We start from the raw sequence: 25,799 nt of genomic DNA, 5'->3' as shown, positions 1-25,799 counted from the left end.
ACAAGCGCGGCAGCATGCACGGCGTTGTGCGGCGACGTCGATCCACTGAAGGGCCTGTGCTACGGTCCGGCGCTGCACTTGCCCGGAGTCGTCCCGCATGCAGCATCGGTTGATCGCGTTGTCCCGTATCCGCTGGCTGGCGCTGCTGGCCGCCCTTGCCGTCTTCGCCAGTCCTGCCGTGCCACGCGCCGCCGAGTCTGCCTATCGCGCGGTTGATCCCTTCATCGGCACCGGTGGCGAAGGCCACACCTACCCCGGCGCCACGGTGCCGTTCGGCATGGTGCAGTTGAGCCCGGACACCCAGATCAAACCGCGCAAGGAGGCCTACGGCTGGGCCGCCGGCTACCGGCATAGCGACAGCAGCATCGTCGGCTTCTCGCATACGCATTTCTCCGGCTCCGGGCATTCGGACCTGGGCGATATCTTGCTGATGCCAATCGCCGGTGCGGTGAAGCTGGAACGCGGCGATGTCAGCACACCCGGCAGCGGCTACACCGCGCAGTTCGATCACGCCAGCGAGCAGGCGCAGCCCGGCTATTACGCAGTGACCTTGAAAGACCGCAACATCCGCGCCGAACTCACCGCCAGCGCGCGGGTGGGCGTGCACCGCTACCAGTTCCCCAAGGGCGTGCCCGCGCATGTGCTGGTGGATCTGCGCACCAGCCTCTACGACTACCCAGGCAAGGTGCAGTGGTCGCGCCTGCGCGTGCGCAGCGATGGCACGGTCACCGGATTCCGCGAAACGCGCGGCTGGGCGCCGGGCCGGCAACTGTATTTCGCCATGCGGTTTTCGCGCCCGCTCACCGCCACGCAATTGCACGACACCGAACAGGACATCCCGTACAAGGGCTTCCCGCCGCCGGGTGACAAGAACCCCGCGCAGCGTGCGCAGATCGAAGGCCGGCAGCTGGTGGGCGTGTTCGATGTTGCCAACGACGGCACGCCATTGGTGGTCACCGTAGCGCTGTCGCCGGTCAGCGAAGACAGTGCCATTGCCAACCTGGCCGCCGAAGTGCCCGGCTTCGATTTCGACCGCGTGCGCGCCGATGCACGCGCGCAGTGGACGCAGGCGTTGTCGGCGATCGATGCACACGGCACGCCGCAGCAGCGCACCCAGCTGTACACCGCGCTGTACCACACGCTGCTCGGGCCGACCCTGTTCATGGACAGCGACGGCCGCTACCGCGGGCCAGACAACGCCGTGCATCAGGCCACCGGCTGGAGCCACTATTCCACCTTCTCGCTGTGGGACACCTACCGGGCCCTGCACCCCCTGCTCACCCTGGTGCAACCGCCGCAGCGCACCAGCGACGTGGTCAATTCCCTGCTCGCCTCACGCCGCGAAAGCGCCTACGGCATCCTCCCGGTGTGGGCGTTTCATGGCCTGGAAACCTGGTGCATGATCGGCTACCACGCCGTGCCGGTGATTGCCGATGCCTACATGAAAGGCATCGGCGGCTTCGATGCCAACGAAGCACTCGATGCCATGGTGGCCAGCGCCAACTACGGCCCCTACGACGGCATCGCGCAGTACCGCGAACTCGGCTACGTGCCGATCGACGAAGAAGGCGAAGCCGCCTCCAAGACCCTGGAATACGCATTCGACGACTGGACCATCGCGCAGATGGCCGACAAGTTAGGCAAGCCCGCCATCGCCGCAGAATTCAGCAAGCGCGCCAGCAACTGGAAGCACGCCTTCGACCCGGCCACCGGCTACATGCGCGCGCGCACCCGCGCCGGCGCCTTCCGCGAACCGTTCGACCCCTCGGCCAGCGGCTATGGCAGCGACTACACCGAAGGCAACGCCTGGCAATACTCCTGGTACGTGCCGCAGGACGTCGCCGGCCTGGCGGCCGCACACGGCGGCGAAGACACGTTGCTGGCGCGGCTGGATGCGGTGTTCGACGCCAAGGTGGACCCGAAGGTGTTCGAGCACATGGAAGACATCACCGGGCTGATCGGCTGGTATGCGCACGGCAACGAGCCCAGCCATCACGTCGCGTATCTGTACGCCTATGCCGGCCAGCCGTGGCGCACGCAGGCACGCCTGACCCAGATCATGGACACCCAATACCACGCCGGCCCCGAAGGCCTGGCCGGCAACGACGACCTGGGCCAGATGTCGGCCTGGTACGTGTTCACCACGCTGGGCTTCTACCCGGTGGCGCCAGGCAGTAATCAATACATCATCGGCCGCCCGTTCCTGCCGCGCGCCACGCTCAACCTGCCCAACGGCAAGCGCTTCAGCGTGATCGCCGAAGGCGTGAGCGATGCACGCCCATACATCGGCAGCGCTACCCTCAACGGCCAGCCACTGACGCGCGCTTATCTCACGCACGCAGAAATTCAGGCCGGCGGCGAGTTGCGCTTCCGCATGCAGGCCACGCCTAATCAGCAATGGGCCATCGACCCCGCGCAGCGGCCGTATTCGATGTCGGCCCGCTAACGCGGTGCGTCAGTAGCGGATCGCCATGCGCAAGCCATGGCGGTCATGCTCCACCACCGCAGGCAAGCTGCCGGCGGTGCCTGCCGCAATCCGCTGCGCACTCCAGCACGCCACCAGCGCATCGAGCACATCATCCGGCGCAGCCAAGCGCCGCGGTACGGCGGCCAGCAGCGCCTGCACCCGCGCGTGGCCGACGTGTTCGCCGAGCAATGCCACGCGCTGTGCATGGCCCGCCGGCGTCTTCTTGCCAGCGGCGAGTCCCTGGCCGCCGTTGAGCACGGCGAACGAAACTTCCGGGTGCACCTCGTGCACGCGCGTGGCCCAGGCCGCATCGCTGCGCAGGGCGGCATCCCAATAGCGGATCTTGTCCAGCAACCCGAAGGACTGCACACCGAAGCCGCGCTGCTTGTCGTGATCCAGCGCACGATGCAGGCGCGATGCTTCCGGCTGCGACTGCGCATGCAACATGCCGCGTAACGGCGCAGCAAAGATGCTGCAGGCGCGGCGGCCACCCACGAACCGGCGCGCCTGCGCATCGGCCGCGCGCGGGGTGTGCTCACTCAGGCCAATGGGAATATCCACGGCGATCACCTCGGCCGCACGCAGTGCATGCGCCACGTCCTGCACCGTTGCGTAATACGCAAATGCCAACGCGTCTTCGGCGTCCCACACCGCCAGCCAACCGCTACGCGCGCCATCGATTCCCACCCACCGCATCGTGTACCTCGTCATGCGCCCACCGTCGTGGTGGTGATTGACGCATATCTGCATGGTTTGCGTGCGGTCACGCGTTCACACCATGCACAACATTCGTTCACCGCTGCACAGCGCATCGCTTTCCACACTGGGCGCCGCTCGGTGCGCAGCCGTCCTGCGTGCCCCCACTCCCCCTCGACAGGAGACCCGTGCATGTCCAGCGCGAAGAACCAATACGCAATGCAGAACCCGCTCACCCAGTTTCCGCAGCCCACCTTTCCGGAGCAGACCCAGGAAGCGCCCGGCACCATTCATGAGCTGCAGCCCAAGGCCGACCATGGCGAGCAGAGCTATCAGGGCTTCGGCCGCTTGCAAGGCCGCAAGGCGCTGATCACCGGCGCGGACTCGGGCATTGGCCGCGCCACCGCCATCGCCTATGCGCGCGAAGGCGCAGACATCGTGCTCAATTACCTGCCCGAAGAAGAGCAGGATGCCGCCGAGGTGGTGCAGCTCATCCAGGCCGAAGGCCGCAAGGCCATCGCCGTGCCGGGTGACCTCAAGGACGAAGCCTTCTGCAACCAGTTGGTGGAACGTGCGGTAAAAGAACTCGGCGGCCTGGATCTGCTGGTCAACATCGCCGGCAAGCAGACTGCCGTCAAGGACATCGCCGACATCACCACCGAGCAGTTCGACGCTACCTTCAAGACCAACGTCTACGCGATGTTCTGGCTGTGCAAGGCGGCCATCCCGCATCTGCCGCCGGGCGCATCCATCATCAACACTGGCTCGATCCAGTCTTACCAGCCCTCGCCCACCCTGCTCGACTACGCCTCCACCAAGGCGGCCATCGTCAACTTCACCAAGGGGCTGGCGCAGCAGGTGGCCGAGAAAGGCATCCGCGTCAACGCCGTGGCGCCGGGCCCGGTGTGGACGCCGCTGCAGCCCAGCGGTGGCCAGCCGCCGGAAAAGATCCCGGAATTTGGCTCGGAAACGCCGATGAAGCGCGCCGGCCAGCCGGTGGAGATGGCACCGCTGTACGTGCTGCTCGCCTCGCAGGAATCGAGCTATGTCACCGGCGAAGTGTTCGGCGCCACCGGCGGCCTGCTGCTGTCTTGAGTCGCCCCAGCGCCCAGTTCCGCCGCGATGCCAGCGGCACGTTACCGATTGCCGGCTATGCCGCCATCGGTGACGGCCGCTCGGTGGCGCTGTGCGGTGCCGATGGCGGCATCGACTGGTGGTGCGTGCCGAAGATGGACGCACCACCGCTGTTCGATCGCCTGCTTGATGCCGGCAATGGCGGTTTCTTCTCGCTGTGCCCGCGCGAGTTGCAGCAGGTGGAGCGCCGTTACCGCGACGACAGCAATGTGCTGGAAACCACCTTCATCACCGCAAGCGGACGCGCGCGCCTCACCGAATCGGTCAACAGTGGCGAGGCCGGCCGGCTGCCGTGGTCGGAGCTGGCCCGGCGCATTGAGGGGCTGGAGGGCGCGGTGGTGTTCGAGCTCATCTATCAGCCAGGCACGCGCGCAGGCGAAGCGACGCCGTGGCAGAGCGATACGCCCAACGGCCGCGTGCACCACGTTGGCCCGTTGATGACCATGCTGCGCTTCGACGCGGAGGCGGTGCAGATCGCACACTGCGATGACCGTAGCGTGCGCGGCACCTTGCGCGTTGCCGCCGGCGATCGCCAGCTCGTGGCACTGCTCGCATCCGAGCGCGAAGCCTTGCCGGTGCCGCCACTGGCGGATATCGACGGCCGCATCGACCGCAGCGACCAGGAATGGCGCGAATGGAGCGGCAACCTCAGCTACGACAATGGCTACCACGACACCGTGGTGCGCTCGGCGCTTGCGCTGAAATTCCTGTGGTTTTCGCCCACCGGCGCCATTGCAGCGGCGGTCACTACCTCGCTGCCGGAGCAGATCGGTGGCAATGGCAATTGGGACTACCGCTACGCCTGGGTGCGCGATGCCGCGTACACCACCAAAGCATTCATGCGCGTGGGCGCACTGGCCGATGCCAAGGCCGCCTTCAGCTGGCTGATGCACACCATTCGCCGCCACCGCCCCTGGATTCGCCCGTGCTACACGCTGGATGGCGAACTGGTGCCGGATGAGCGCGAGATCGACATTGCCGGTTACCGCGACACCCGCCCGGTCCGCGTGGGCAATACCGCCAACGATCAATTGCAGTTGTGCCTGTACGGCGATGTGTTCGAGATGACCGCGCGCTTTGTCGATGCCGGCCACATCCTGGACCCGGAAACAGCACGTCAGTTGTTCGACCTGGGCAATGAATGTGCCGATGCATGGATGCGCAAGGACGCAGGCTTCTGGGAGCTGGAGCAGGACGAGCACTACACCATGTCCAAGATCGAATGCTGGATGGCGCTACGCCGTGCCAGCGAGCTGGCCAAGGCCGGCCATCTGTCTTCGGCCATGCTGCCGCGCTGGGAACGCGAGCAGGCGCGCATCCTGGCCTGGATCGACGAGCACTGCTGGTCCGAGTCCAAGCAGGCCTACACCTTCTACGCCGGCACCGACGACCTGGATGCCAGCCTGATGCTGGCCTCGCGCTTCGGCCTGGCCGAGGTGCGCCACGCCCGCATGGTCTCCACCCGCGACGCCATCCGCCGCGAACTGGGCTGCGATGAGCTGCTGTACCGCTACAGCGGCATGCAGCAGCGCGAAGGCACATTCACCGCCTGCGCGTTCTGGATGGTGGAAGCCTATGGCTTGCTGGGCGAACGCGACGAAGCCAAGCGCCTGTTCGAGCGCCTGCTGGAACGCCTGGGCAACGATGTGGACCTGATGCCGGAAATGGTGGACGCCCACACCGGCGATGCGCTGGGCAATCTGCCGCAGGGATTGAGCCATCTTGCCTTGATCCATGCCGCGTTGGCGGTGCACGGGGAATAACGCTGCACAGGCCGCACATGCGCGCCCGCGGCACGCATGTGCGCGTAGCGCCCAGCTTTACTGCGCCAGTACCACCGTCTGGATCGCATGCGCGGGAATCTCCAGAACGCTGGAGGCATCGCCCACATACAGGTTGTAGCGGATCGCCACATCCGTGGCATTCATCACCACCGTCGCTAGGCTGCCATCGCTGTTGACGAACGCAGTGGTGGCCAGGTTGCTGCGGCTGCTCGCCGCACTCACCCGCTGCGCGCCGGGCCGGATGAACTTGGAAAAGTGGCCGATATACCAATAGCTCGGCGTGTAGATCACCTCGCCGGTGCGCGTGTTGGCATGCACCGGCGCAAAGCAATAGTTGCCCACGTGATTGGGGCCGCCGTGCTCGTCCAGCAGAATGTTCCAGTCCGTCCAACCCACCGCACCGTGATTGAGGTCGTTGATGATGGCGGTGCCATAGCGCTCGCCATTAGGCCAGTGCTGCAGCTTGGCCGGGTCGAACTTTTCCACCGCCGCTTCGGTGAGCAGCAGGTGCTTGTCCGGGTACGCCTGCGCCACCGCCGCCACGTTCTCCACCATCGGCGCGAACCCGGCCCAGGTTTCGTACCAGTGGAAGCCCATGCCCCACGCATATTTGGCCGCTTCCGGATCGTCGAAGATCACATGCGCGCGGTGCACCATCATGTCGCGGTTATGGTCCCACACGATGATCTTGCGGTCGCCATAGCCGGCCTTGGCCATGGTGGGGCCCAGATGATTCTTGAGGAAGTCGCGCTCTTCTTCTGCAGAAAACAGCATCGACTCCCAGGTCTGCACCGCCATCGGTTCGTTCTGCAGGCTGATGCCCCAGACGGGGATGCCGGCCTTTTCATACGCGGCAATGAAGCGCGTGTAGTACGTGGCCCAGGCCTGCGCATACTCGGGCAACAGCTTGCCGCCCTTGAGCATGGCGTTGCTGTCTTTCATGAAGGCCGGCGCGCTCCACGGGCTGGCAAACGTGGTGAGCGTGCCACCGGCCGCAGCAATGGCCTGGCGCAGCAGCGGAATGCGGTATTTCGCATCGTGCTGCACCGAAAAGGTCTTCAGCGCCGCGTCGCCTTCCTTGATATAGGTGTAGCTGCCACTGCTGAAATCCGAGCTATGAATGGTGGTCCGTGCCAGCGTGTAGCCAATGCCCTTGTCTGGGTCGTAGTAGGCGGTGAGCAGTTGCCGCTGCGCCTGCTTGGGCAGTTTGGCGAAGGTTTCCGCGCTGGAATCGGTGATCGCCCCACCAATGCCCAGCAACGCCTGAAACCGCCGCTGTGGATTGACGAAGATCGAGTTCTCTTTCTCGGTTAACGCATGTCCGGCCGTGGGCGCATCGACAGCGCTGACACGCATCTGCTGCGTTGCGCCTTGGGCAGAGGTGTAAACGCGTAGTGCGCCGGCATGTGCTGCTGGCGGAACAGCAGCATCCGCAACCGCAGCCTCTACCGCCTTCGATGCGGGCGTGGATGCAGATGCCGTCGATGCCGGCACCGGAATAGACATTGCTGTTCCTGTTGCTGTTCCTGTTGCTGTTGCTGCTGTTGCTGCTGTTGCAGATGCAGATGCAGATGCCAACACCGTTTCAGTCGCAGCACCCCAAACTCCCAGAGCCCCCACCATCGACCACGCAATCGCTCGCTTCACCGTGCACCCTCCCAGGTTGGTGACCAAGCCTAACCGACCAACGCGGCGCAACATCGCGCCACAAACGAGCGCAACCATGCATCCTTCCACCATCGGACACGTCCTTCTCCCCTCGGGAGAAGGTGGCCCGAAGGGCCGGATGAGGGTACGTCTGCTAAGAGCAGCTATCAAAACGACTGCGCAGCCGCCAGGCGGGCGCGGCCGGTGCTCGGAATCGGCATGTCCCCACGTACATTCCGGTTCCTCCGCGCCGTCCGCACCCACCTGACGACTGCTCGCTACGTTTTGTTAGCCGCTCTAAGAGTGCCCCCCTGCAATCAAGGCAGCAACATAAACCCCAACTGGAAAGACAGCCCCACGACTTCAGCAAACGTACCCTCACCCCAACCCCTCTCCCGCTGGAGAGGGGCTTTGGGTCTGCGTACGGCATCAACGCAACGAGCGTCGATCATCCCCTCGGCAACCGGTCCAGGATCCCCGGCACTTCCAGCGGAATTTCGCGCGCCAGAAACCCCACCGTGCCAATGCGCTTGGCCAACTGCTTGCCCGCCGTTGCATGCACAAACACGCCCCACAGCGCAGCGGTCAGCGCGTCGCATCCACGCGCGGCAAAACCGGCAATCAGGCCAGCCAAGGTATCGCCCGAGCCCGAGGTGCCCAGCCCTGGCACACCGCCGCGGTGCACCCACAGCGCACCCTCCGGCCCGGCGATAAAACTGTCTGCGCCTTTCACGATCACCACGCTGCGCATCTTCTTGGCAAACGCCAATGCGTAGTCGGCGGGCGCCGCTTCCACCGCCGCCTTGTCATCGCCGGCCAGGGCCGCCATCTCGCCCGCATGTGGCGTCAACACGAAGGGCCGCCCCAGCGGCGCACGCAGCCGTGGCGACAAGGCACCGGCATCCAGCACCAACGTGCACACCGCCTGGTCGATCGCGCGTTTGACCAACGCCGCAGTGGTATTGGTCGATGCCATACCTGGGCCGATCACCGCCGCATCGCACGCGCTCATGGCCGCATCCAGCGCACGATGCCCGCGCACGATCTCGCCCTGCCCGTTTTCGCCCAGCCCCAGCACCAACGCCTCGGGCATGGCCAAGGCCATGCCTGGCGCTACGCTGGCCGCGGTGGCGAGCTGCAACTTGCCCGCACCTGCGCGCAAGGCCGCCTCGCCCGCCAGCATCACCGCACCGGGCACGCGTGCCGAGCCGCCCACAATCAACACACGCCCGCGTTGCTCCTTGTCGCCGCCCGGCGCCGGCAGCGGCTGCGCGCGCAGGGCCGCAGCGGTGACGGTGCGCACGCGTGGCCCGGCCATCTCAGCGCGCTCCTGCCGGCCGATCGGATTCGGTGGTCACCGGCTCATCCGCCAGCTCCGGCGGCACGAACTTGGTACGCACTAACTCCAGCGACTGCCCATCGGCCACCGCGGCGTATTCGGTCACCCCGCAATTGGGCACATCGCCCTCGCGGTCGATCGCCAGAATGGTGGCCTCGTCCATCTGCTCGATCAGATACCGGAAGCAATTGACGATCACCTGGTGCCCCACGATCAGTACCCGCGCGCCCACATGATTGCGCTGCAGATCGCCCACGATGCTGCGCAGGCGAAAGATCACATCGCACCAGCTCTCCCCACCCGGCGGGCGGAAGTAAAACTTGCCCACCAGCTTGCGCTGCTCCGACAACTCCGGAAACGTGGCGATGATGCCGGCCGTGGTGTAGCGGTCCAGCACGCCGAATTCTTTTTCGCGCAACCGCTCGTCCACGCTCACGGCCGTGTCTGGCTGGCCCATCGCGCGCGCCACCGCCAAGGCGGTCTGGCGCGCACGCACATAGGTGGAACTCAGGATCAACGTGGGCCGCTCATGCTCCGGCAAGCCGGCCATCCACGCACCCAGCGCCCGCGCCTGGCGCTCGCCCAGCGCCGACAGCGGCACATCCGCATCGCGGTGCTCCAGGTCGATCAACGTCGCGCCATTGGACTCGGCCACATCACGCGCCACATTGCCCGCGCTCTGCCCATGCCGCACCACCCACAACCGCGCCGGCCATTGCGCCGAGACACCGGCAACCGCACTGTTCTCACTCACACCCATCTCCTGCACAACCGGGCTCCACGTGTCGCACAGCGGCCGTGAACGGCTGGTCGATCACCGCCACCACTGCCGCCCCATCGCGCCACCGGTGTCATCACTGCGCCAGCCCCCAGCGCCGTGCAATGGACGTGACCGGCGCCTCATCCAGGCCGCGCCATCCAACGGATGCGTAACCCGGCGCCGGTATACTGCAGGCCCCGTCCAGACCGCTCGCTATGTCCAACGTCCTTCTGCTGCGTACCGCAAAACAGCGCGAAGAACTCTTGGTCGACGAAGTGCTGGACGCCGCCGAACGCTGCATCGACGAGATCGGCCTGTCTGCCACCAGCTTCGAGCTCATCGCCGAACGCGCCCGCCTGTCCTGCGGCACCCTGCTGCAACGCTTCGAAGACAAGGACGCATTGGTACGCGCATTGCTGGAACGCAACTACATGCGCGCCATCCGCCAGATGTGGCTGGTGGAACGCCCGGCCAACGTGCATGTGGTGGATTTCATCGCCGGCCTGCTCGAAGAATGGCTGCTGCAGGAAATCAACATCAAGCGCACCCGCATCGACCTGGAGCTGCACCTGGCCACCCTGCGCGACCCCGTGCTGGCCGCCTTCATGCGCCGGCAGAGCGCATCGCTGATCGAACACCTCAGCGCCCTGCTCAAGCGCCTGCTGCGCGGCCACGCCGACCCGGCCAGCAGCGAACAGGAATTCCAGGCCCGCGTCTTCGCCGTCGCCGCCATGTGCGGCGGCCTGCACAGCGTGATGACCAGCGGCATGGAACTCAATCGCATGCATCTGCAGTTGATCCTGCGCGAGAGTTTGTCGGGGATTTTGAAGTCTGCGCCGGTTTAGCACCGGCGTCGGCTAGGTTCCATCCAAGTCATCGAGACGCGCCGGCCACTGCAATTGCACCAGCACCTGCGTCATCTGATCGGCAAGTAGTTCCAGGCAGAACGCCAGCTCATCCAAACAGACCGCAGGCTGCCGCGCTTGTTCTTCCGCTGGCGTGCGTGGCTGCGCCAGATGCGCCAGAAAGCGCATGTGGTCGCGCAGCTGCTGCAAGCGGTATTGCGCGCCTTCTGGCAGGTAGTAGCCCGGCTGTGACTGCGCATCTCGTACAACGTCCGACATGGCCTGCTCCTCATTCCATGGAATCAGCCCGCCCGTCGCAGCGCGACGGACGGGAAGTCGGGAGGCTCGAAACCGCAGACAGCCGGCGGGCATATTCCCCTTGCGGGTGTTGTATTAGCCGCCCTCCCGACGCAGAGCATCGCGTCGGTTGCCCCTGCAAAAAACATGCAGGCACAAAAAACCCACCGGCTTGTCGGAGGTGGGTACCGCTGTCTGCGGAGTTTCGAGGCTCCGTGAAGTGATCGTGCTACCAGCAACGACGCCAGTCAAGTCTTCACCAAAGAAGAAGAAAGCCCCACATCTGGTTCAGCCAGCACATGTCCCTACACGAATAGCACGGCAGACAGAATCTGCTCTGCTCAGGCCACCAGCTTCGATAGCAAAGGATCGTTACGAACCAGCACACACCAGCGCGCCACCGACGAAAGCTCCGCTGACCGATCGGTGAGTTCGCGCACCCTTGTACGCACTTCCTGAAGCTTCGCCTTTGCAGCTGGATTTTTCCCAGCGGAGCACTTGTTTTTAGCAGTCTGAAAATCGCTGATCAAAGCATCGACCCTTTGCCAAACACTTCGACGCGCTTCAGCCAACGCCACATGCTCATTGAGCTTAAGCCGCGCCACCGTTTCCTTCACTCGCTCCTGCTCCCACAGCGAACTACCCGGCATAGGGATAACTTTACCCTCTTCATCAAATGCAATAAGCGAGACATCATCATCATCAATTGGATCCAGCAGGTAGACCGCTTCAGACTCCTCGCAACGCGCACCAAAGGTAGAACAAAGCGAACCTTGCTGTAGTGGGAACCACCCACCCTTCTTGCGATTACCGACGTTCCCGCAAGCTCGAAAGTTCATGTAGTCGAACGCCAACCACCAGTATCCATCGCGCTCAGCACCATCCAAAGCCTTGGCCTTTTTCTTCGGACGGAAATGCTCGACGTCGTAATGCGAGTAGAGATCACGAACCTCGGAAAACCAACATTTTCCACCTGAAAGCGCCAGCAGCCAATCCTTGAGCGCCCCCCAATGCGCGCTATTGGCATCAATTAAGGCATTGCGCTCGTCTAGCTTTCCCGCCTCTTGCAATGCAGCCAAGTCACTGACCAACCGCGTCGACTTGGCCTGCCACGCCTCCCACTGTGCCTGCGTCCATGGCGCCCAGCCGGGAATGTCATTATCTGTTGGCCGCTTGTGTTCCAAGTCGATGAAGATCACTCGTCACCCTCCTCACGAAGGATCTCGTCAATGATTTCACCCGCCACCCTGTTCTGCTCAGCCCGCTCTTCCGGGCTGAGGGTCGGCTTACGAAACTTCCGGTGTTCTGCCATCTTACGGACAAACAGCGCATAGTCCGGATCACGGAAATCACTCATGGAGAAGCCAAGATCCGCCAGCTCAGTTGACAAACGAGTCAGCTCCGCATCCTCCTCCACTGTGCGTGGCTGCTTGACGTACAACTCGTTGCGACGGAATAGGCGCCGCTCTGTCTCGACGTCCAGGGTGGACGTTAGACCAAACAGCTCGCTCTTCAACAGCCCAGTAACGCCCATGCCTTGCGGGTGCTCGTCAGGGATTTCGACCAATGTCTTTTGATCCTGCTGGCGCAGAATATGCACTTGCTCGCGCTTCAAGCTACCGACCATCATCGGATCGTGAGTGGTGATCAAGACCTGCGACTGCACCTGGTCTTCAGGAAAATTTGGTCGGATATCGTCTAGCAACGAGCCGCCCGCATTTCGATTTAATACCCGCTCGATGTCATCGAAGTAACGTAGCTTCCAGATCGGGTTCAGATGTGTATCCGGCTCGTCGAGCAGGAACAGGCAATGGTCTTCGCGGGTGATCCGCATCAGTCCCAGCACGGTCAACATTTGCAGCTCGCCTTCGGACAATTGCGTGAAGCTCACAGCACCGCCGTGCTCGTCGCGTTTTCTGACCGTGATACGCACTTCCTCGATCAGGTCGCCAATGTACGCACCCTCGGCATAGCGGAAGAAGCTGTCGGTGCCGCCCACCAGCTCTCCCAACTGGCGCAGCTTGGCGTGGCTGGGTACGTACAGGTAGAGCTGCTTCTGCTTCTCAGTCCGGCCGCGGAAGTCGATCTGCTGCGTAGTCTCTTGCTCGATAGGCGCCCAAGCCACCTGCCACAGCTTGTCGAGGAACTCGCTCACTACATTGCCCCTCGCATACCAGAAGCGCGCATCGCCCTCATTCAGCTCGTTCTCGTCGAAGCGGCCACCACGTCGCTTCTCGCGCAGCCGGTGCGGCTCCTTCAGCACGAACAGGGCCGACTCCAGCGCCTCAATGTGCAGGTTCTTCAACACTTTCTGGAAGACCGGGTCATCGGACAGCAGGCAGGCCAACAGCACCAACTGGCTGTGACCACCACGGCAATAGAACAATCGGCGGAGGCGATCGTCGCCCGCCTGCTTCAACCGCGCCTCGCGGCGCCGCCGCACTTCTTCCAACGTGCGGATGTCGGTATCGCTGGCCGTGAACTGGTTCAGTAACTGCTCGGGCAAAACCTCGTCGGTGGTGATTTCCTGGCGCTGGTTGAAACGGCGCTGGTGCTCCTGAAACAGCGCCTCGATACGCTCGTTGCGGCCCGAGTAGTAGGCGAATACGTGCGAGGGCAGCAGCTCCCGGTTCTTCAGTAAGTGACCTTGAGATTCGGCCTTGCCATCCACCCAAACGAAGGGCCGCTTCTGCTTGGCAGTATCAGCCTGCAGCCTGACGGTGTAGCCGCGAATCTCATACTCCAACGTGTAGTCCAGCACTGCATCGCGGTCTAGGTCCACGTCGCGGAAGATCGTGATCAACGCCTCGATGAGGTTGGACTTGCCGACGCCGTTCTGACCGATCAGAGCATGGCTGCGGACGACCCTAGGCGCCATGGCCGGGGCCGAGTCCGGCGCCGACTCCAGTTGGGTCGCGAAGTCAATCGCTACACCGCGCAGGTTGCGAAACTGTGGAATGGCTAGATGCCGCAACTGCATGGTCAGGCCCTAGCCGCTTCGGTAGCGGCTTTCTCGCGCACTTGCGCCACATCCGGCTCGGCGATCCAACCGTGAGCCACCTCGGTCTTCAGCTGTGCGTAGAAGGCGTCAATCTCGCCGCCGAAGCGTTGCCACAGGTCGCGCGCAGCCATCTCGCCTTGGTGGCGAACCAATAGCGTGGCGAGCGGCGCCTGAGCCTTCACGTCAGGCGGTGTGGCCAGGCGCAGCGGGGCGATCAGTTCTGTTTGCGGGACTTTCACGGTAGTGTCCTCCTCTTGTTCGATAGCGATCCCGGTAAGGGCCGCGACTGCGGCTATAGCCAACCTTGACGCCAGAACACTTCTCGCGTCCAGCTGATCCGCTAGTTGGCCGCATAGCCCTTGGTGCGTGCGCAGGCTTGCCAGAATCTCGGGGAGTGCAGTCGCTGGAGGGACAGGTACCGGAACACTGCCCACTTGTGTCAAGTTCAAGCCAGGCTTGTCGCCGTAGATGTAACGCGCCAAGAATGCGCGTCCACCGAATGCATTGATCATCCAATAGTGGATGAACTCAGACAGCTCGGGCCGATTCAGCCGGATCAGCGCGACATGCTGGCTGACGTATGCCTTGGTCTTGAGCTTTGGGACCGCTGCACAGCGCCCGACGTTGCCACCGGTGATTGTCAGCAGGAGGTCGCCCTCGCGTACCAGCGTTCGCTTGCCTTCGGCACGGTCAGGTAGGGTGACAAACGCTGGGTTCTCGAACACCAAAGCATCCTGTCTAATGTCTTGGGAGCGAATGAAAGAATCCCCTGAGCTTGAGATGTAGGTCTTCCAACCCCGCGATCCACTGGTGATGTACTCGGACAGTTCGGCAAAAGTCTTCCACGACCATCCGTCGGGCAACGACCCGAACTCAGTGGCCTTCTCTTCGTCGTCAGCGGTCAACTTTGAACTGGCCAAGGTTAGCCCACGCAGCGACAGATCAAAGAGCACATCGCGAAGCTGGCGAACATCGTTCGGCTCGCTGAACAGCCCCCCGAAGTTGGCTTGCAGGCGTTGCCAGCTCGCCCGCAACTCATATGGGCTTTGGGCGCTAACGAGGGCTTGCAGGGTGGACTGCCGCAGAGCGTTCTGCAGCTTGCGGCGATCTTGCTGCTGCTGCTCAAGCTGATCACACAGGGCCATCAGTTCGTCGACTTTGGCGACGATGCTCAACTGTTCCTCACGAGGAAAGACTGGATAGGGCGCAAATATAAGGTCTTCTCTGGAGAAGCCTGGAATCATGCTCTTGGACTTCTTGACAAGTTCGCCCACAAACCCGTCGAGCCAGATCTTCAAGAACCGCGGTTCAAGATAACCGGAGAAGTCACGAATCGCCATGATTTGCCGTGCGATATGAGCATCACCGATATTGTTAAACGCGGTCTTTCCAATCGTTCCCTTACAAGTAATCAGCAAGTCTCCATTCCTGGAGACTACGACCGGTTCCGTCGTCCATCGATTCACGTCGATCAGACCGTTATCAATGTTGCTAGCTCCAGTTATATATGGGACGCCAGTTCTCGAATCGTTGTACTGATGTGGCGCAAGGTCGCGGCCAGACAACAAATGCCAGACTTCGCCAAAGTGAACCCATTGCCAATGTTGAGGTAAATCCTCTGCGCGTCCAGTCCTTGAGATGCTGGGGTAAGGGTTCTCCCTAGGTAATTTCTTGTCCGCAGTCAGTTGCGATCGGACTTTCCGGACTTGGCTGAGCAAAACGCTTGACGACCTGCCGCTAACGGATGGAACGACAAGTCTTCCTTGTACCGCCAACTGAAGCACCAGTTCCCGCAACCGGGATACCCCCCCCGCAGAATTGGCAATGTGCCCGAAATGAGCCAGAAACTGCTGCGCATTCATCAAGAGTCCTCATCAACAAAGTGATGCGCCAGCGCCGCGGCAAGCTCGCTCTTAAGGCTGTTCTCGGTCTCTTGGATTTGACCTACCAGCGTGTTGTACTTGTCCAACAGCACGTCGGGGTCGTGGCTCTCATCCTCGGGGGCATTGGGGTTCTTCAGGTCCAGGTTATAGATCCGCAAGTAAAGCCGGTCCCCGGCGGCTTCAGCGTCGCGCGATTGCAGACGTAGGTTTTCGACCTTAGGACGTAATGCTTCGATCTCTGCCTCCACCGGCTGGCGTTGCTTTGTATCGCTAACACCCTTAATCGAGTCACGTAGGTCGCGGATGCGGTTGTCCAACGCACTGGCTTCTTTGCCCAACTGCTCGGCACGTTCCCAATGCGGTTTAGCAGCGGCTTCGGCCTGCTCGCGCTTGCCCTTGAAGTCCACCTTCCAGGCGAGTTCATTCTCCACCCGGTCGGCAAAGTCGTTGGCCTCGCTGCCCCACCAGTCCTGCTCAGGCTTGAACTCCTCAAAGCGGATCGGCTTGGTCTTGCTGTAGCTCTTGTAACCTGGCGGGTATGGGTGCTCGTAGTACCAGATGGTCTCGGTGTGGAAGTGCTCGGTGCCATCGTCCACCGCGGCGCCCTTGGTGAAGAACAGCAGGTTGGTCTTGATGGTGGTGTACGGGGCGAAGACGCCCTTGGGCAGGCGCACGATGGTGTGCAGCTTGCAGTCGCGCAACAGCAGCTTCTTCAGCGTGGCCTTGACGCCCTCGCCGAACAGGAAACCATCAGGCAGTACCACCGCGGCGCGGCCGTTCTCCTTCAGCAGCTTCTTGACGATGAGCGCCATAAACATGTCGGCGGTTTCGCGCGTGCGCAGATCGGCCGGGTAGTCGCTGCCCACGCCGTCGTCCTCGTAACCGCCGAAAGGCGGGTTGGTGATGATGCAGTCCACCTTATCGGTAGCGCTCCAATCGTTCCAGCCCACGCCAAGCGTGTTGCGGTGCTCAATCTGACTTGGTACATCGATGCCGTGCAGCAGCATGTTGGTGGTGCAGAGCAGGTGGGGCAGCTGCTTCTTCTCGATCCCGCGAATCAGGCCTTCGATGGCGGCTTTGTCGGCGGCGCTGGCATTGACAGGCAATTGGTAGCGCAGGTAATCGATGGCTGCTGTTAGGAAGCCGCCAGTACCGCAAGCCGGGTCCATCACCGTCTCGTGCTTGGCCAGACTAGGGTTCAGCCGGTTGGCCATGAATTGGGTGATTGCACGTGGGGTGTAGAACTCGCCTGCATTGCCGGCGCCGCGCAGATCGTTCAACAACTGCTCGTACACGTCACCCAGGTTAGCGCGGGTCTTGAAATCGCGAAATTGAATTGCGTCTTCTAGCTTCTCAATCACGGCCAGAAACTGTGTGCCCGACTTCATGTAGTTGTTCGCGTCTTCGAAGACACTGCGTATCACCTTACGCATAACCTCGTGCTGCGGGTTGTCGTTTGCGTCGAGTTCCTTGAGCTTGGGGAACAACTCATTATTGACGAAACCGATGATCTCGCTCGCCGTGATTTGCGGCTTCTTCTTGCCATCCTCGCCTACTACGTAAGCAGCCCAGTTTCGCCAGCGCATGGACGCAGGAATTGGAGATTTGTACTCCGCGTTGTCGTCTTCCCACTCTTCCTCGCGCTGGTCAAAAACCTTAAGAAATAACATCCAAGTGAGCTGGCCGAGCCGTTGCGCGTCGCCGTCGACGCCATCGTCCTTCCGCATGATGTCTTGGATAGATTTGATAGTGCTGCTGAGGTTCATTTTGTTGCTCTCACTTCTTTAGGCCTGACAAACATCAGGCCTGCATAAATTCGTTCTGATCGTAAATTGCTTTTTTCCAGCTCATGCACACCTTGAGATTACTGCTCGCCGCCTCCAGAAATTCCGCGTCGGATCTGGGTCTGTAGTCGCCCGCTTCGTACTCGGTGAGCACGACCTGCTTTTCCAGCGCCGCCAGCGCGTCTGCGGCGCGCATGCCTCCCGGCTGGGTCTTGAGGATATGGAACAGCGCTCGGGTCAGTTCCCCCGTGCGGCGCCTGCTGATATTGGCCATCTACCTCCCCTGTGGCGCGACGTTGGCGCTAACCCCGTGCTTAATGATAGTCGTCTTCACGCTGATGCCTGACTGCCAAAACGGTGACGACCTGATCGCTTTCCACCTCAAACAGCAGCACATAGCCGCTGGCACCGAAACCGATCACCAGCTCCCGCAAGAACGGGTCCGCCAACCCCGCCTTACGGCAGCTCAACGGGGCCAGTTCGAGCACGGTGACGCCGTCGCGGATCGCCTGCAGCGCGCGCTCGGCCACGGTGAAGTCGCCTTCGGCACGCTGTAGCAGCCAGTCGTAAAGACGCGCGAGATCCTCGCGCGCCTGCTGAGTGAAGCGGACGGAAAATCCCACCTTGGCTTAGCCCTTGCGCGCCTTGTCCAGTTGGGACTGCAGCCCGGCCAGCACATCCTTCGCGTCGATGTACTGGTTGGATGCCTTGGCGCTGTCACGCGAGGCCAGCCCGCGTGCGATGAAGGCTTCCTGCCGCTGCCTCTGCTGCACCTGGGCACGCACGGAGTGCTCAACGAAGCTGGAAAGCGTCTCACCCTCCTGCAATACGGCCTCGGCCGCTTCGCGCAGCGCGGGGTCTACCCGGAGCGATGGAAGAGATGCGGATTTCATGGCAGGCCCAGTGCGTTGCAATTGCGATGCATCATCGCAAGCGGGCGCCGGTGCTTCAAGGTTTTCTTTGCAGACCTAAGCCGACGATGTCTCAGCTACGCTGATGCAATGGTACCTAGACGCTGAAGCACGACGCTTGCGCGCTCCGGTTCGGCGACCAATCCCGGCAACGCGTTCACAAACGCTGGGTTATCCATTAGCCCCACAAACACGCCGGCCACCCAATGCCGAAGGGCTGCATGCTCCACGGCAAACTCTTCCACCAGCTCGGCCCGGCCATCGACGACATTGAGGACGTCCTCCAGGTCATGACTGGAAAGAAAGTCGCTGTTGCCTCGGGTAACGAAGGCTTCGAGCTTGGTCGCCACGAATGCTGTCGCTGTCACCAAGCGGATGGACAGGCGATCGCTCAACGCAACCACTTGGGCCGTCTCCACAGCATGGGCGTACCAGCGGTTGGAGAAGCCAAGCACGCCGGCATCCACCGGCATCAGGTCGAAGAGGACGCCCGACGCTTCGTGTACCCAGCGGCAGACGACACCGCTCTGCATCTCGCGCGCAAAGCCCTGCGACTCCACACGCGCCTCGATACCGCGGAACCGGGACCAATCAAGATTGACCACCGCATCGACGTCATAGGTGGCGCGGACGTTTTCCGCCAATGGATCCGACACCAGCAGGCCAACGACTGCGCCGCCAAGGAAGACTATGTGTTCGCAAAGCTCGCCCAATGCATTCGCAATCACAAGCAGGTGCGGCAAATTAGGATCGTCAGAGCGCATCGCCAAGCCTCAGCAATTGTTTGAGATAGCTCGCTGCCAGCGTGCGCTCGCGGGCGCGCCCGCTGCGTAGGGCGTCCTGCAGCGCCAGCAGTTGGTGCAAGGCAGGGTCGGCCAGCGCAGCGTTGGGCACACCGGTCGACAACGGCAACAAGCTGGGGCCTTTGGCCGTGCCCTGCGCGCTTGGCCACACCGGTGCATCCCCTGGGGCGCTGGAAATGGCAATGGACAGTGGGGGTACGCCGAAGGCCGTAGGAATGCCACGCCTTAGCGGCCCGATGACGGCAGGAAAGGCATAGCGCACGCCGTGGACCGCAAACTCGTGCAAAGCCGTGCGCACCGTCTCCCACTCGCCGCGGCTTTTTTCAAGGGCCAAGCCAGATGCCACCGCGCGCTTGACGCTGCGATGCACCTGAGAGGCGCTCATGCCCAGCGCTTCTCCCAGAGAGGCATAGGTCCAGGTTTGGTTCGCCTGGGCGACTTGCTTGTACAACACCACCAGATCCTGGGGCTTCAATTCCACAGCCAGCCCGCCATATTCCACATTCCGGAATATGGAATATCCTATGGAAGCCTAGACTTTGCAAGTGTAGCTGGGCTACTTGGTACCCGACGACAAACCGGGAGTTGTTGCTTGTTTGCCCGCGGAGATGCGTTGAGAACCCACCCCGTTCCCCGCTGTCTTGAAAACGTGAGCCGAATATTCCCAACAATCGGCTCATGCCGTGCGCCGAATGGGTTCTGCGGCGCCCGTTGAGCAGGCACCTTCATCTGTTGTTTGGACGGTGCGAACCAATGTCGATGCATCAGGGTGTGGACCCTGACCTGCCGAGCGTCCAGAACAAGACGCATCCGGCGCAATCGATGCCATTCCTGTCCCATCAGTGCCAATTTGCCTATAGTTCCCGCCGAACCCTGCAATGGACTGACCAATGCACATGATGTCATCCGGCCGGTGCCTGGCTCTTGCACTCGCCGTCGCCGTGACCGGCAGTGCCTGTGCACGGACGCCATCACCCGAACAAAAAAGGACTTCCCCCATGTCAGGCACCGTCACCACAGGCCGCACCATCAACGGGCACACCTATTCGGATGCTCCGGTGGACGTGAAGCTGGGGCCGAACACCTTCCGCATTCCCGCCAACTATCTGGACAGCCAGATTGCACCGTGGTCCATCGAGGTGGTGACGCTGGTCATCGAGTGGCCAGATATGACCCCCACCCCGCCCGGTGCGCGGGCGAACCCGCGCACGAATGATTTCCGCAAGGAGATCCATGCCTCGATGAATTATGTTGACCGTGTCCCCATCGAAGGATTGCTGGCACGTTATTCGTCTAACGAAGCGCTTACCGAGCCTGATTCGGTCGAACGGGGTGATCCCGTCGACAGACTCGATCTGCGTATTGCACAGCCTGAAACACTCGGATTGACGCCGTATGCCATCGATGAAGAAAAGATGGCGGTGTACGTTAAAGCGTACGAAGCCCACTATGGCAAGCCTCCAACGCGCAACCCTGCGTTTGAGGACGACTGGTACATCGCGCGCGATTCCGGCGGCAATCTCACCACTTTCATCAAGTGCGATAGCGTCAAGTTTCGCAAGGACGGCATCCGGCTTGAGGGCGACCAAGTCATTGACGAAGAAGAAGAAGAAGTTGTCGCCGGATGTACACACCACCTTGTGGATGTCGAGAACAAACTATCCATCACGCTCAACTACCATCGCGCGTTTCTAAGGGACTGGAAACGCATGGAGAAAGCGATTCGGGACGTTTTGGCACGCACCAAAGTTGGGTGATCCACATTTTTTTGCAAGGATTAAAACATGGGTGGATTAACTCAGCAGGACTTGACGATCCTGGGCAGCTACGCAAAATCAGGCAATCGTGAGCTGTACTGGAACTACCTCTCGCAACTGCCCGGTGCAGACGGCTATGGGACGCTCGCGCTTGGTGTAGTGCGTAATGACAGTTTGCCGGGGCGCGTTGCGAATAGTTACGCGCAGGATTATGCGAACACGCAGCATGACAGCGGCTCGCGCTTTGCTAATGCTCAACTGAGCGAGCGTCAGTGGGAGAGCTTCGGACAGACGTTGCTGGAGAGGGATTTGGAACTTCGGCAAGCATGGCTTCGTCAAGATCGCCCAGATCTGGCACTGAACCTACCGGGCGCCTCCGTCATGCTCGCGCACGACCGCGCATTTGAGCAGCATCGTCTCGACCCCAACTGCTGGACGCCTCGCGTCCTTCTGCAAGCGGCCCTGGAAAAAAGCGGCCCCCAGAAGCTGGAACAGATCTGGACCAACATGCTCGACAACGAGTACGCCGGCGCCACCCGTATCAGCAACACGGGCTACGAGACCTTTACGCAGATGGGAGTGGTGGACGGCAGCCAGTACCTGGCCAAGCTGGGGACGACCGAAGCGATCCAGATGCTGGAAGGCCGCTCCGCGGTCGATCCCAATGTGATCGGCAGCAACAGCTTCTATGCGATGTACTTCGAAAAAGAGCAGAAATGGGTGAATGTCAGCGCAGGCGGCGGGCATCTTTCCATGCGCGAAGAGACCAATCCCGGCCGTATTGCCGAACTCGACGATACCCGCGCCGTGCGCCTGGAGCGGCAGCAGAAAGCCACGCAGTTCCACGAAGACGATCCGCACCGCTCCATCACCCGCAGTCCGCTCACGGCATCGGCCGACGGCCTGCCCGATCGGATGCAGCCGCCCACCAAACTCGCCGATATCGGCCTTGAGCACCGGGACTATGCATTGCTGCAGCAGGTCCGCGCAGGCGTCAACGCCATCGATGCGCAAGCCGGGCGCACACCGGACGAGAACAGTGAGCGCCTCATCGCCAGCGTGATGACCCTCGCCCGCCAGAACAACCTGGACCGCGCCGATCACGTGGTGCTGAGCACACAGACAGCCGACAGCCCCGCCGGGCGTCACGTGTTTGTTGTGCAGGGCGAATTGAATAACCCCGCGCACCTGCGCGCTCACATGCCGACCGATGTCGCGGTGCAGATGCCGGTTGAGCAATCGCTGCAGCGGCTGGAAATTGCCAACACGGATTGCCAACAGGCATTAGTGCAAAGCCAGCAGCAGGAGATGGACAACCGGGTGCGTGAGGGTTCGGCAATGCGCATGGGGTGAGGCGCAGGGAATTGACCGCTCGGCCCTTGCCGACAACAGCGAGCACTTTCAGCGCAGACAGTTGGGGACATCGCACTCCGTCTCGATGCTTGTAACGCTATCGCTCAGCAACTAGCTGGGCGATAGCGCTGCAGGGTCTGTACTACGCGTCTATCGATGCCTTGGCTGGCCACGTAGTTCGCATGGACTACTCGATTTTGGGATCAAACATCAACCCATCGCCCACCTGCTCCAGGCATTGCAACGGCTGCCTGGGCAGCCGCAGCCAGTGTTTGGGTGGTTCGCCGTCGTGTTCGACGCTGCCCTGCGTGCGCCAGGCGCGGCCGGTGAGGTAGTTGATGCTGAGCACGTTGGTCTCCCCGGTGTTGCGCTGTACCGTTGAGCGCTCGTAGCCGATCAGGCGCAGGCAGCCGTCCTGGTAGCGGAAATTGAAGCTGGTCTCGCCCATTCGCCAGGAGCCCATCGAGGCAAACTGGCTCAGGGTGACGGTGACCGTACCGGCCGTGTTGATGCCGACGCCGCCGCCACCGGTGGTGCCGCTCTCGTCGAGAGAGTCATCCTGATCAGCGGAGACGCGCCGCGGGATCAGGGCGTGGTCCTGCGCCACCGTGCGATAGCCGCCGGCCGGGTCCATGAGCGCCGCGATGAGCAGGCGCGGGTTGGTGTCCAGCGGTTCGGGTGTGCGCTCGTCAACCGGCAGCACGTTCGCCGCGTCGGTCATTTTCAATACCAGCACGCTATCTGTGCGGCCGTCGCGGTCCAGGTCACCCTGCAGCCGTTGCTCTACTCGCCACCCGGTAGGGACCAGACCTTCCACGGTGGCAGCATGTGCAGCGATCTGCGGGTAGCGCACCTGCGGAATAGTGCGTGCACTGGCCGTGGCACACGTCAGCATGCAGACAAGCGCAATGACGCGTGCGGTGCTGCGCTGGGCGCGTGCAATAAAGAAGTGGTTTGTTGAAACAACACGCATTGGCATCGTCCATGTAGCGGTGCGGCCATCTTGGCGAGCGTTATCGTCAGTGGCAAATGCAGACGCCACGCACTGATGTCAATGCGGAAGTCACGGCTGGCACCTGTCCGGTCGTAGCAAACAGATGCCATGCACCGTGACGCCAGTTCAGCGCTTGCGTGCGGCCAACCACGCTTTGATCTGCGGCAGCGACGCCGCCCGCAGCTCCAACGTGCCCCCCTCGCCGATGCGCCACCAACGCGCTTTGCCAGCGCCTGATCACCGACCATGAAGAGCGAAAGGTACGCGTTGCGCGGTTCCGGTGAGGATCTCTCGCTCGCGCACCGCCAAAGGTCATGCCAATTCGCAGCAATCCTCAAATGAAAACGGCCCGGACAAGCCGGGCCGTTTTGGCAGTGCGCTTGCGTCAGCCGATCAGGCGAACGGGTCCTGCAGCACCATGGTGTGGTCGCGATCCGGGCCGGTGGAGACGATCGAGATCGGGCAGCCGGCCAGTTCTTCCAGCGCGCGCAGGTAGGCGCGTGCGGCGACGGGCAGCTTGTCCCACTCGGTGATGCCGTGGGTGTTCTCGGTCCAGCCCGGGAATTCCAGGTACACCGGTGTGCACTCTTCCCAGCCCTGCGCATCCAGCGGTGCGTATTCGGTGCGCTTGCCGCGGTATTCGTACGCGATGCAGACTTTGAGCTTTTCCATGCCGTCGAGCACGTCGAGCTTGGTGATGCACAGGCCGGAGATGCCGTTGATGGCCACCGCACGCTTGAGCGCAACGATATCCATCCAGCCGCAGCGACGCGGGCGGCCGGTGGAGGCGCCGTACTCGGCACCGCGGTCGCGGATGCCCTGGCCCACTTCGTCATCCAGCTCGGTCGGGAACGGGCCGCCGCCAACGCGCGTGGCGTAGGCCTTGGCAATGCCCAGCACGTAGTCGATTGCATCCGCGCCCACGCCGGTGCCGGCCAGTGCGCCGCCTACGGTGGTGTTGGAGCTGGTGACGTACGGATAGGTGCCGTGGTCGATGTCCAGCAATGCGCCCTGCGCGCCTTCGAACAACACGCGCTTGCCCTGCTTGCGCAGGTCATGCAGGATGCCGGCCACATCGGACTTCATCGGCTGCACGTACTCGCCGAATGCCAATGCTTCGTCGAAGGTCTTCTGGAAATCCACCGCCTCCACGCCCAGGTACTTGGTCAGCACGAAGTTGTGGTAGTCCAGCGCGGTGCGCAACAGTTCTTCCAGCTGCGCCGGGTAATGCAGGTCGGCGATGCGGATGCCGCGGCGCGCCACCTTGTCTTCATACGCCGGGCCGATGCCGCGGCCGGTGGTGCCGATGGCCTTGCCGCCGGCCGCCTTCTCGCGGGCCTGATCCAGGGCGATGTGGTACGGCATGATCAGCGGCGCGGCCGGGCTGATCTTCAGGCGCGAACGCACTTCCACGCCAGCCGATTCCAGCTCGCCGATCTCCTTGATCAACGCGGCCGGAGAGATCACCACGCCATTGCCGATCAGGCACAGCGCATCGTCGCGCAGGATGCCGGACGGGATCAGGTGCAGGACGGTCTTCTTCCCGTTGATGACCAAGGTGTGGCCGGCATTGTGGCCGCCCTGGAAACGCACGACGGCACCGATTTCCTCGGTAAGCAGATCGACGATCTTGCCTTTGCCTTCATCGCCCCACTGGGCACCGAGCACGACAACTGACTGACCCATGACGGGTGGACTCCTAAGTTTTGCTGCGGCCATCGGGGCCGCGGGATGGGACCGGCCCAGGGCTGGCGGCGACACGTGCGCGCAGCTCCATCGGGGAGCGTTGCTGTGGCGCGGAGCCCTGACACGGAAAAAGCCGAACGGGGTGCTCTGGTTGGAGCGTGCCCGGCCGGCTTTTGTGCATTATCCGGGTTTCGGGTGGCATGCACTACCCCTTGGGGGTGGCCGCTCCGGGATTGGTCAGATTGGGGCGCGCTGCGTGCCCGCCGGGTGCTTCAAACGCGCTGAGCGCCCCAGCGGAGCAACCGTGCTGGTGGGCCGCAATCGGCTGTTGCCGATCGCGTCTCCCTGCCCGCTTCTGTCACAGCCGATGACGGGCTGCCACCTCAGTGGCGCACGATCCACAGGGCGATTGCGCCCAGCACCAACGTGATGCCGCCAATGGCGCGCAGTTGCATGGTGGGCAGGCTGAACAGTTGCTCGACCATGCGCTTCCAGGCGGTGGGCACGGCAAACAGCAGCAGGCCTTCGATGACGGCGATCAGGCATAACGCGGACAGAAACTCTTGCATCACCAACACCATCGCAACCTGGGAGATGCAGTGTGCCCGACAAGTTCCGCGTCGTAGGAGCGCACCTGGGCGCGAAGGGCATTCCCGGT

The 25,799-nt window shown here is 62.5% G+C and carries 23 protein-coding genes, 1 other RNA gene and 1 pseudogene; 8 read left to right on the top strand and 17 right to left on the bottom strand.

Features of this window, described 5'->3' with window-relative positions; genetic code table 11:
- Positions 1 to 97 precede the first annotated feature (97 nt).
- Entirely contained in the window at positions 98 to 2,446 is a 2,349-nt protein-coding gene (locus tag QRM89_RS02645) for a GH92 family glycosyl hydrolase (RefSeq protein WP_285447220.1), read from the top strand.
- Between the two features lie 9 nt (positions 2,447 to 2,455).
- On the opposite strand, the gene QRM89_RS02640 is transcribed toward QRM89_RS02645, so the two are convergent.
- Positions 2,456 to 3,178, bottom strand: coding sequence for a DUF429 domain-containing protein (locus tag QRM89_RS02640; protein WP_285447219.1), 723 nt, complete (start codon positions 3,176 to 3,178; stop codon positions 2,456 to 2,458).
- A 177-nt stretch (positions 3,179 to 3,355) separates the two neighbouring features.
- On the opposite strand from QRM89_RS02640, the gene QRM89_RS02635 reads away from it, so the two are divergent.
- On the top strand, positions 3,356 to 4,258 hold the full coding sequence (locus tag QRM89_RS02635) for an SDR family oxidoreductase (protein WP_285447218.1): 903 nt from the start codon (positions 3,356 to 3,358) through the stop codon (positions 4,256 to 4,258).
- A complete protein-coding gene (locus QRM89_RS02630) occupies positions 4,255 to 6,060 on the top strand; it encodes a glycoside hydrolase family 15 protein (protein ID WP_285447217.1) in 1,806 nt (601 codons plus the stop codon). Before QRM89_RS02635 ends, QRM89_RS02630 begins: the two co-directional genes overlap by 4 nt.
- A 57-nt stretch (positions 6,061 to 6,117) precedes the next feature.
- Here QRM89_RS02630 and QRM89_RS02625 read toward each other — a convergent pair whose 3' ends face one another.
- A complete protein-coding gene (locus QRM89_RS02625) occupies positions 6,118 to 7,437 on the bottom strand; it encodes a glycoside hydrolase family 30 protein (RefSeq protein ID WP_285447216.1) in 1,320 nt (439 codons plus the stop codon).
- A 510-nt stretch (positions 7,438 to 7,947) separates the two neighbouring features.
- Here QRM89_RS02625 and QRM89_RS02620 point away from each other — a divergent pair.
- Positions 7,948 to 8,022, top strand: a non-coding RNA gene (locus tag QRM89_RS02620) — sX9 sRNA.
- Between the two features lie 154 nt (positions 8,023 to 8,176).
- Here QRM89_RS02620 and QRM89_RS02615 read toward each other — a convergent pair.
- Entirely contained in the window at positions 8,177 to 9,046 is an 870-nt protein-coding gene (locus QRM89_RS02615) for an NAD(P)H-hydrate dehydratase (protein WP_076036232.1), read from the bottom strand.
- A 1-nt stretch (position 9,047) separates the two neighbouring features.
- Positions 9,048 to 9,827, bottom strand: coding sequence for a histidine phosphatase family protein (locus QRM89_RS02610; protein ID WP_043921653.1), 780 nt, complete (start codon positions 9,825 to 9,827; stop codon positions 9,048 to 9,050).
- A gap of 215 nt (positions 9,828 to 10,042) precedes the next feature.
- Here QRM89_RS02610 and QRM89_RS02605 point away from each other — a divergent pair, with 215 nt between their 5' ends.
- The gene (locus tag QRM89_RS02605; protein WP_042595070.1) at positions 10,043 to 10,672 is read left to right on the top strand and encodes a TetR/AcrR family transcriptional regulator; all 630 of its coding nucleotides are present in this window, start codon (positions 10,043 to 10,045) and stop codon (positions 10,670 to 10,672) included.
- Between the two features lie 12 nt (positions 10,673 to 10,684).
- Here QRM89_RS02605 and QRM89_RS02600 read toward each other — a convergent pair whose 3' ends face one another.
- The 4 genes from QRM89_RS02600 to QRM89_RS02585 all read right to left on the bottom strand — a co-directional run bounded on the left by QRM89_RS02600 (position 10,685) and on the right by QRM89_RS02585 (position 15,310).
- Positions 10,685 to 10,951 carry a hypothetical protein gene (locus tag QRM89_RS02600; RefSeq protein ID WP_285447215.1) on the bottom strand — a complete coding sequence of 89 codons (267 nt, stop codon included), beginning with the start codon at positions 10,949 to 10,951 and terminating at the stop codon, positions 10,685 to 10,687.
- 359 nt (positions 10,952 to 11,310) lie between these two features.
- Positions 11,311 to 12,168, bottom strand: a complete 858-nt coding sequence (locus tag QRM89_RS02595; protein WP_285447214.1) for a hypothetical protein — start codon at positions 12,166 to 12,168, stop codon at positions 11,311 to 11,313.
- Positions 12,165 to 13,949, bottom strand: a complete 1,785-nt coding sequence (locus QRM89_RS02590) for an AAA family ATPase (protein WP_285447213.1) — start codon at positions 13,947 to 13,949, stop codon at positions 12,165 to 12,167. The genes QRM89_RS02595 and QRM89_RS02590 overlap by 4 nt, the downstream gene beginning before the upstream one ends.
- A gap of 2 nt (positions 13,950 to 13,951) precedes the next feature.
- A complete protein-coding gene (locus QRM89_RS02585) occupies positions 13,952 to 15,310 on the bottom strand; it encodes a hypothetical protein (RefSeq protein WP_285447212.1) in 1,359 nt (452 codons plus the stop codon).
- Between the two features lie 15 nt (positions 15,311 to 15,325).
- On the opposite strand from QRM89_RS02585, the gene QRM89_RS02580 reads away from it, so the two are divergent.
- A complete protein-coding gene (locus QRM89_RS02580; protein ID WP_285447211.1) occupies positions 15,326 to 15,583 on the top strand; it encodes a hypothetical protein in 258 nt (85 codons plus the stop codon).
- 248 nt (positions 15,584 to 15,831) lie between these two features.
- Here QRM89_RS02580 and QRM89_RS02575 read toward each other — a convergent pair whose 3' ends face one another.
- From QRM89_RS02575 to QRM89_RS02550, 6 genes and pseudogenes are all read right to left on the bottom strand, one after another.
- Positions 15,832 to 17,619 carry an N-6 DNA methylase gene (locus QRM89_RS02575; RefSeq protein WP_285447210.1) on the bottom strand — a complete coding sequence of 596 codons (1,788 nt, stop codon included), beginning with the start codon at positions 17,617 to 17,619 and terminating at the stop codon, positions 15,832 to 15,834.
- A gap of 142 nt (positions 17,620 to 17,761) precedes the next feature.
- Positions 17,762 to 17,911: pseudogene (locus tag QRM89_RS21345) on the bottom strand (Mrr restriction system protein); the annotation flags it as partial.
- A gap of 40 nt (positions 17,912 to 17,951) precedes the next feature.
- Complete coding sequence (locus tag QRM89_RS02565) at positions 17,952 to 18,260, bottom strand: type II toxin-antitoxin system RelE/ParE family toxin (protein ID WP_229018607.1); 309 nt, start codon at positions 18,258 to 18,260, stop codon at positions 17,952 to 17,954.
- 6 nt (positions 18,261 to 18,266) lie between these two features.
- Entirely contained in the window at positions 18,267 to 18,530 is a 264-nt protein-coding gene (locus QRM89_RS02560; RefSeq protein ID WP_285447208.1) for a YlcI/YnfO family protein, read from the bottom strand.
- Positions 18,531 to 18,625: 95 nt separating this feature from the next.
- The gene (locus QRM89_RS02555) at positions 18,626 to 19,312 is read right to left on the bottom strand and encodes a hypothetical protein (RefSeq protein WP_285447207.1); all 687 of its coding nucleotides are present in this window, start codon (positions 19,310 to 19,312) and stop codon (positions 18,626 to 18,628) included.
- Positions 19,302 to 19,853, bottom strand: coding sequence for a MarR family transcriptional regulator (locus tag QRM89_RS02550; protein WP_285447206.1), 552 nt, complete (start codon positions 19,851 to 19,853; stop codon positions 19,302 to 19,304). The genes QRM89_RS02555 and QRM89_RS02550 overlap by 11 nt, the downstream gene beginning before the upstream one ends.
- Before the next feature lie 388 nt (positions 19,854 to 20,241).
- Between QRM89_RS02550 and QRM89_RS02545 the strand changes: the two genes are divergently transcribed.
- A complete protein-coding gene (locus tag QRM89_RS02545) occupies positions 20,242 to 21,108 on the top strand; it encodes a hypothetical protein (RefSeq protein WP_285447205.1) in 867 nt (288 codons plus the stop codon).
- A gap of 27 nt (positions 21,109 to 21,135) precedes the next feature.
- Positions 21,136 to 22,461, top strand: coding sequence for an XVIPCD domain-containing protein (locus QRM89_RS02540; protein ID WP_285447204.1), 1,326 nt, complete (start codon positions 21,136 to 21,138; stop codon positions 22,459 to 22,461).
- 187 nt (positions 22,462 to 22,648) lie between these two features.
- Here QRM89_RS02540 and QRM89_RS02535 read toward each other — a convergent pair whose 3' ends face one another.
- The 3 genes from QRM89_RS02535 to QRM89_RS02525 all read right to left on the bottom strand — a co-directional run bounded on the left by QRM89_RS02535 (position 22,649) and on the right by QRM89_RS02525 (position 25,710).
- Positions 22,649 to 23,278: a hypothetical protein gene (locus tag QRM89_RS02535; RefSeq protein WP_285447203.1), complete on the bottom strand. Its 630-nt coding sequence runs from the start codon at positions 23,276 to 23,278 to the stop codon at positions 22,649 to 22,651.
- Between the two features lie 570 nt (positions 23,279 to 23,848).
- Positions 23,849 to 25,141: an adenylosuccinate synthase gene (locus QRM89_RS02530; protein WP_011036253.1), complete on the bottom strand. Its 1,293-nt coding sequence runs from the start codon at positions 25,139 to 25,141 to the stop codon at positions 23,849 to 23,851.
- 383 nt (positions 25,142 to 25,524) lie between these two features.
- Positions 25,525 to 25,710, bottom strand: coding sequence for a DUF2065 family protein (locus tag QRM89_RS02525; RefSeq protein WP_285447202.1), 186 nt, complete (start codon positions 25,708 to 25,710; stop codon positions 25,525 to 25,527).
- Positions 25,711 to 25,799: the final 89 nt, after the last annotated feature.

The sequence above is a fragment of the Xanthomonas sp. LMC-A-07 genome, assembly GCF_030208825.1.
In the GTDB taxonomy this organism is placed as follows: Bacteria; Pseudomonadota; Gammaproteobacteria; order Xanthomonadales; family Xanthomonadaceae; genus Xanthomonas; species Xanthomonas campestris.
Note: the sequence above shows the minus strand (reverse complement) of the source record. Positions and strands in the feature narration are given on the sequence as shown.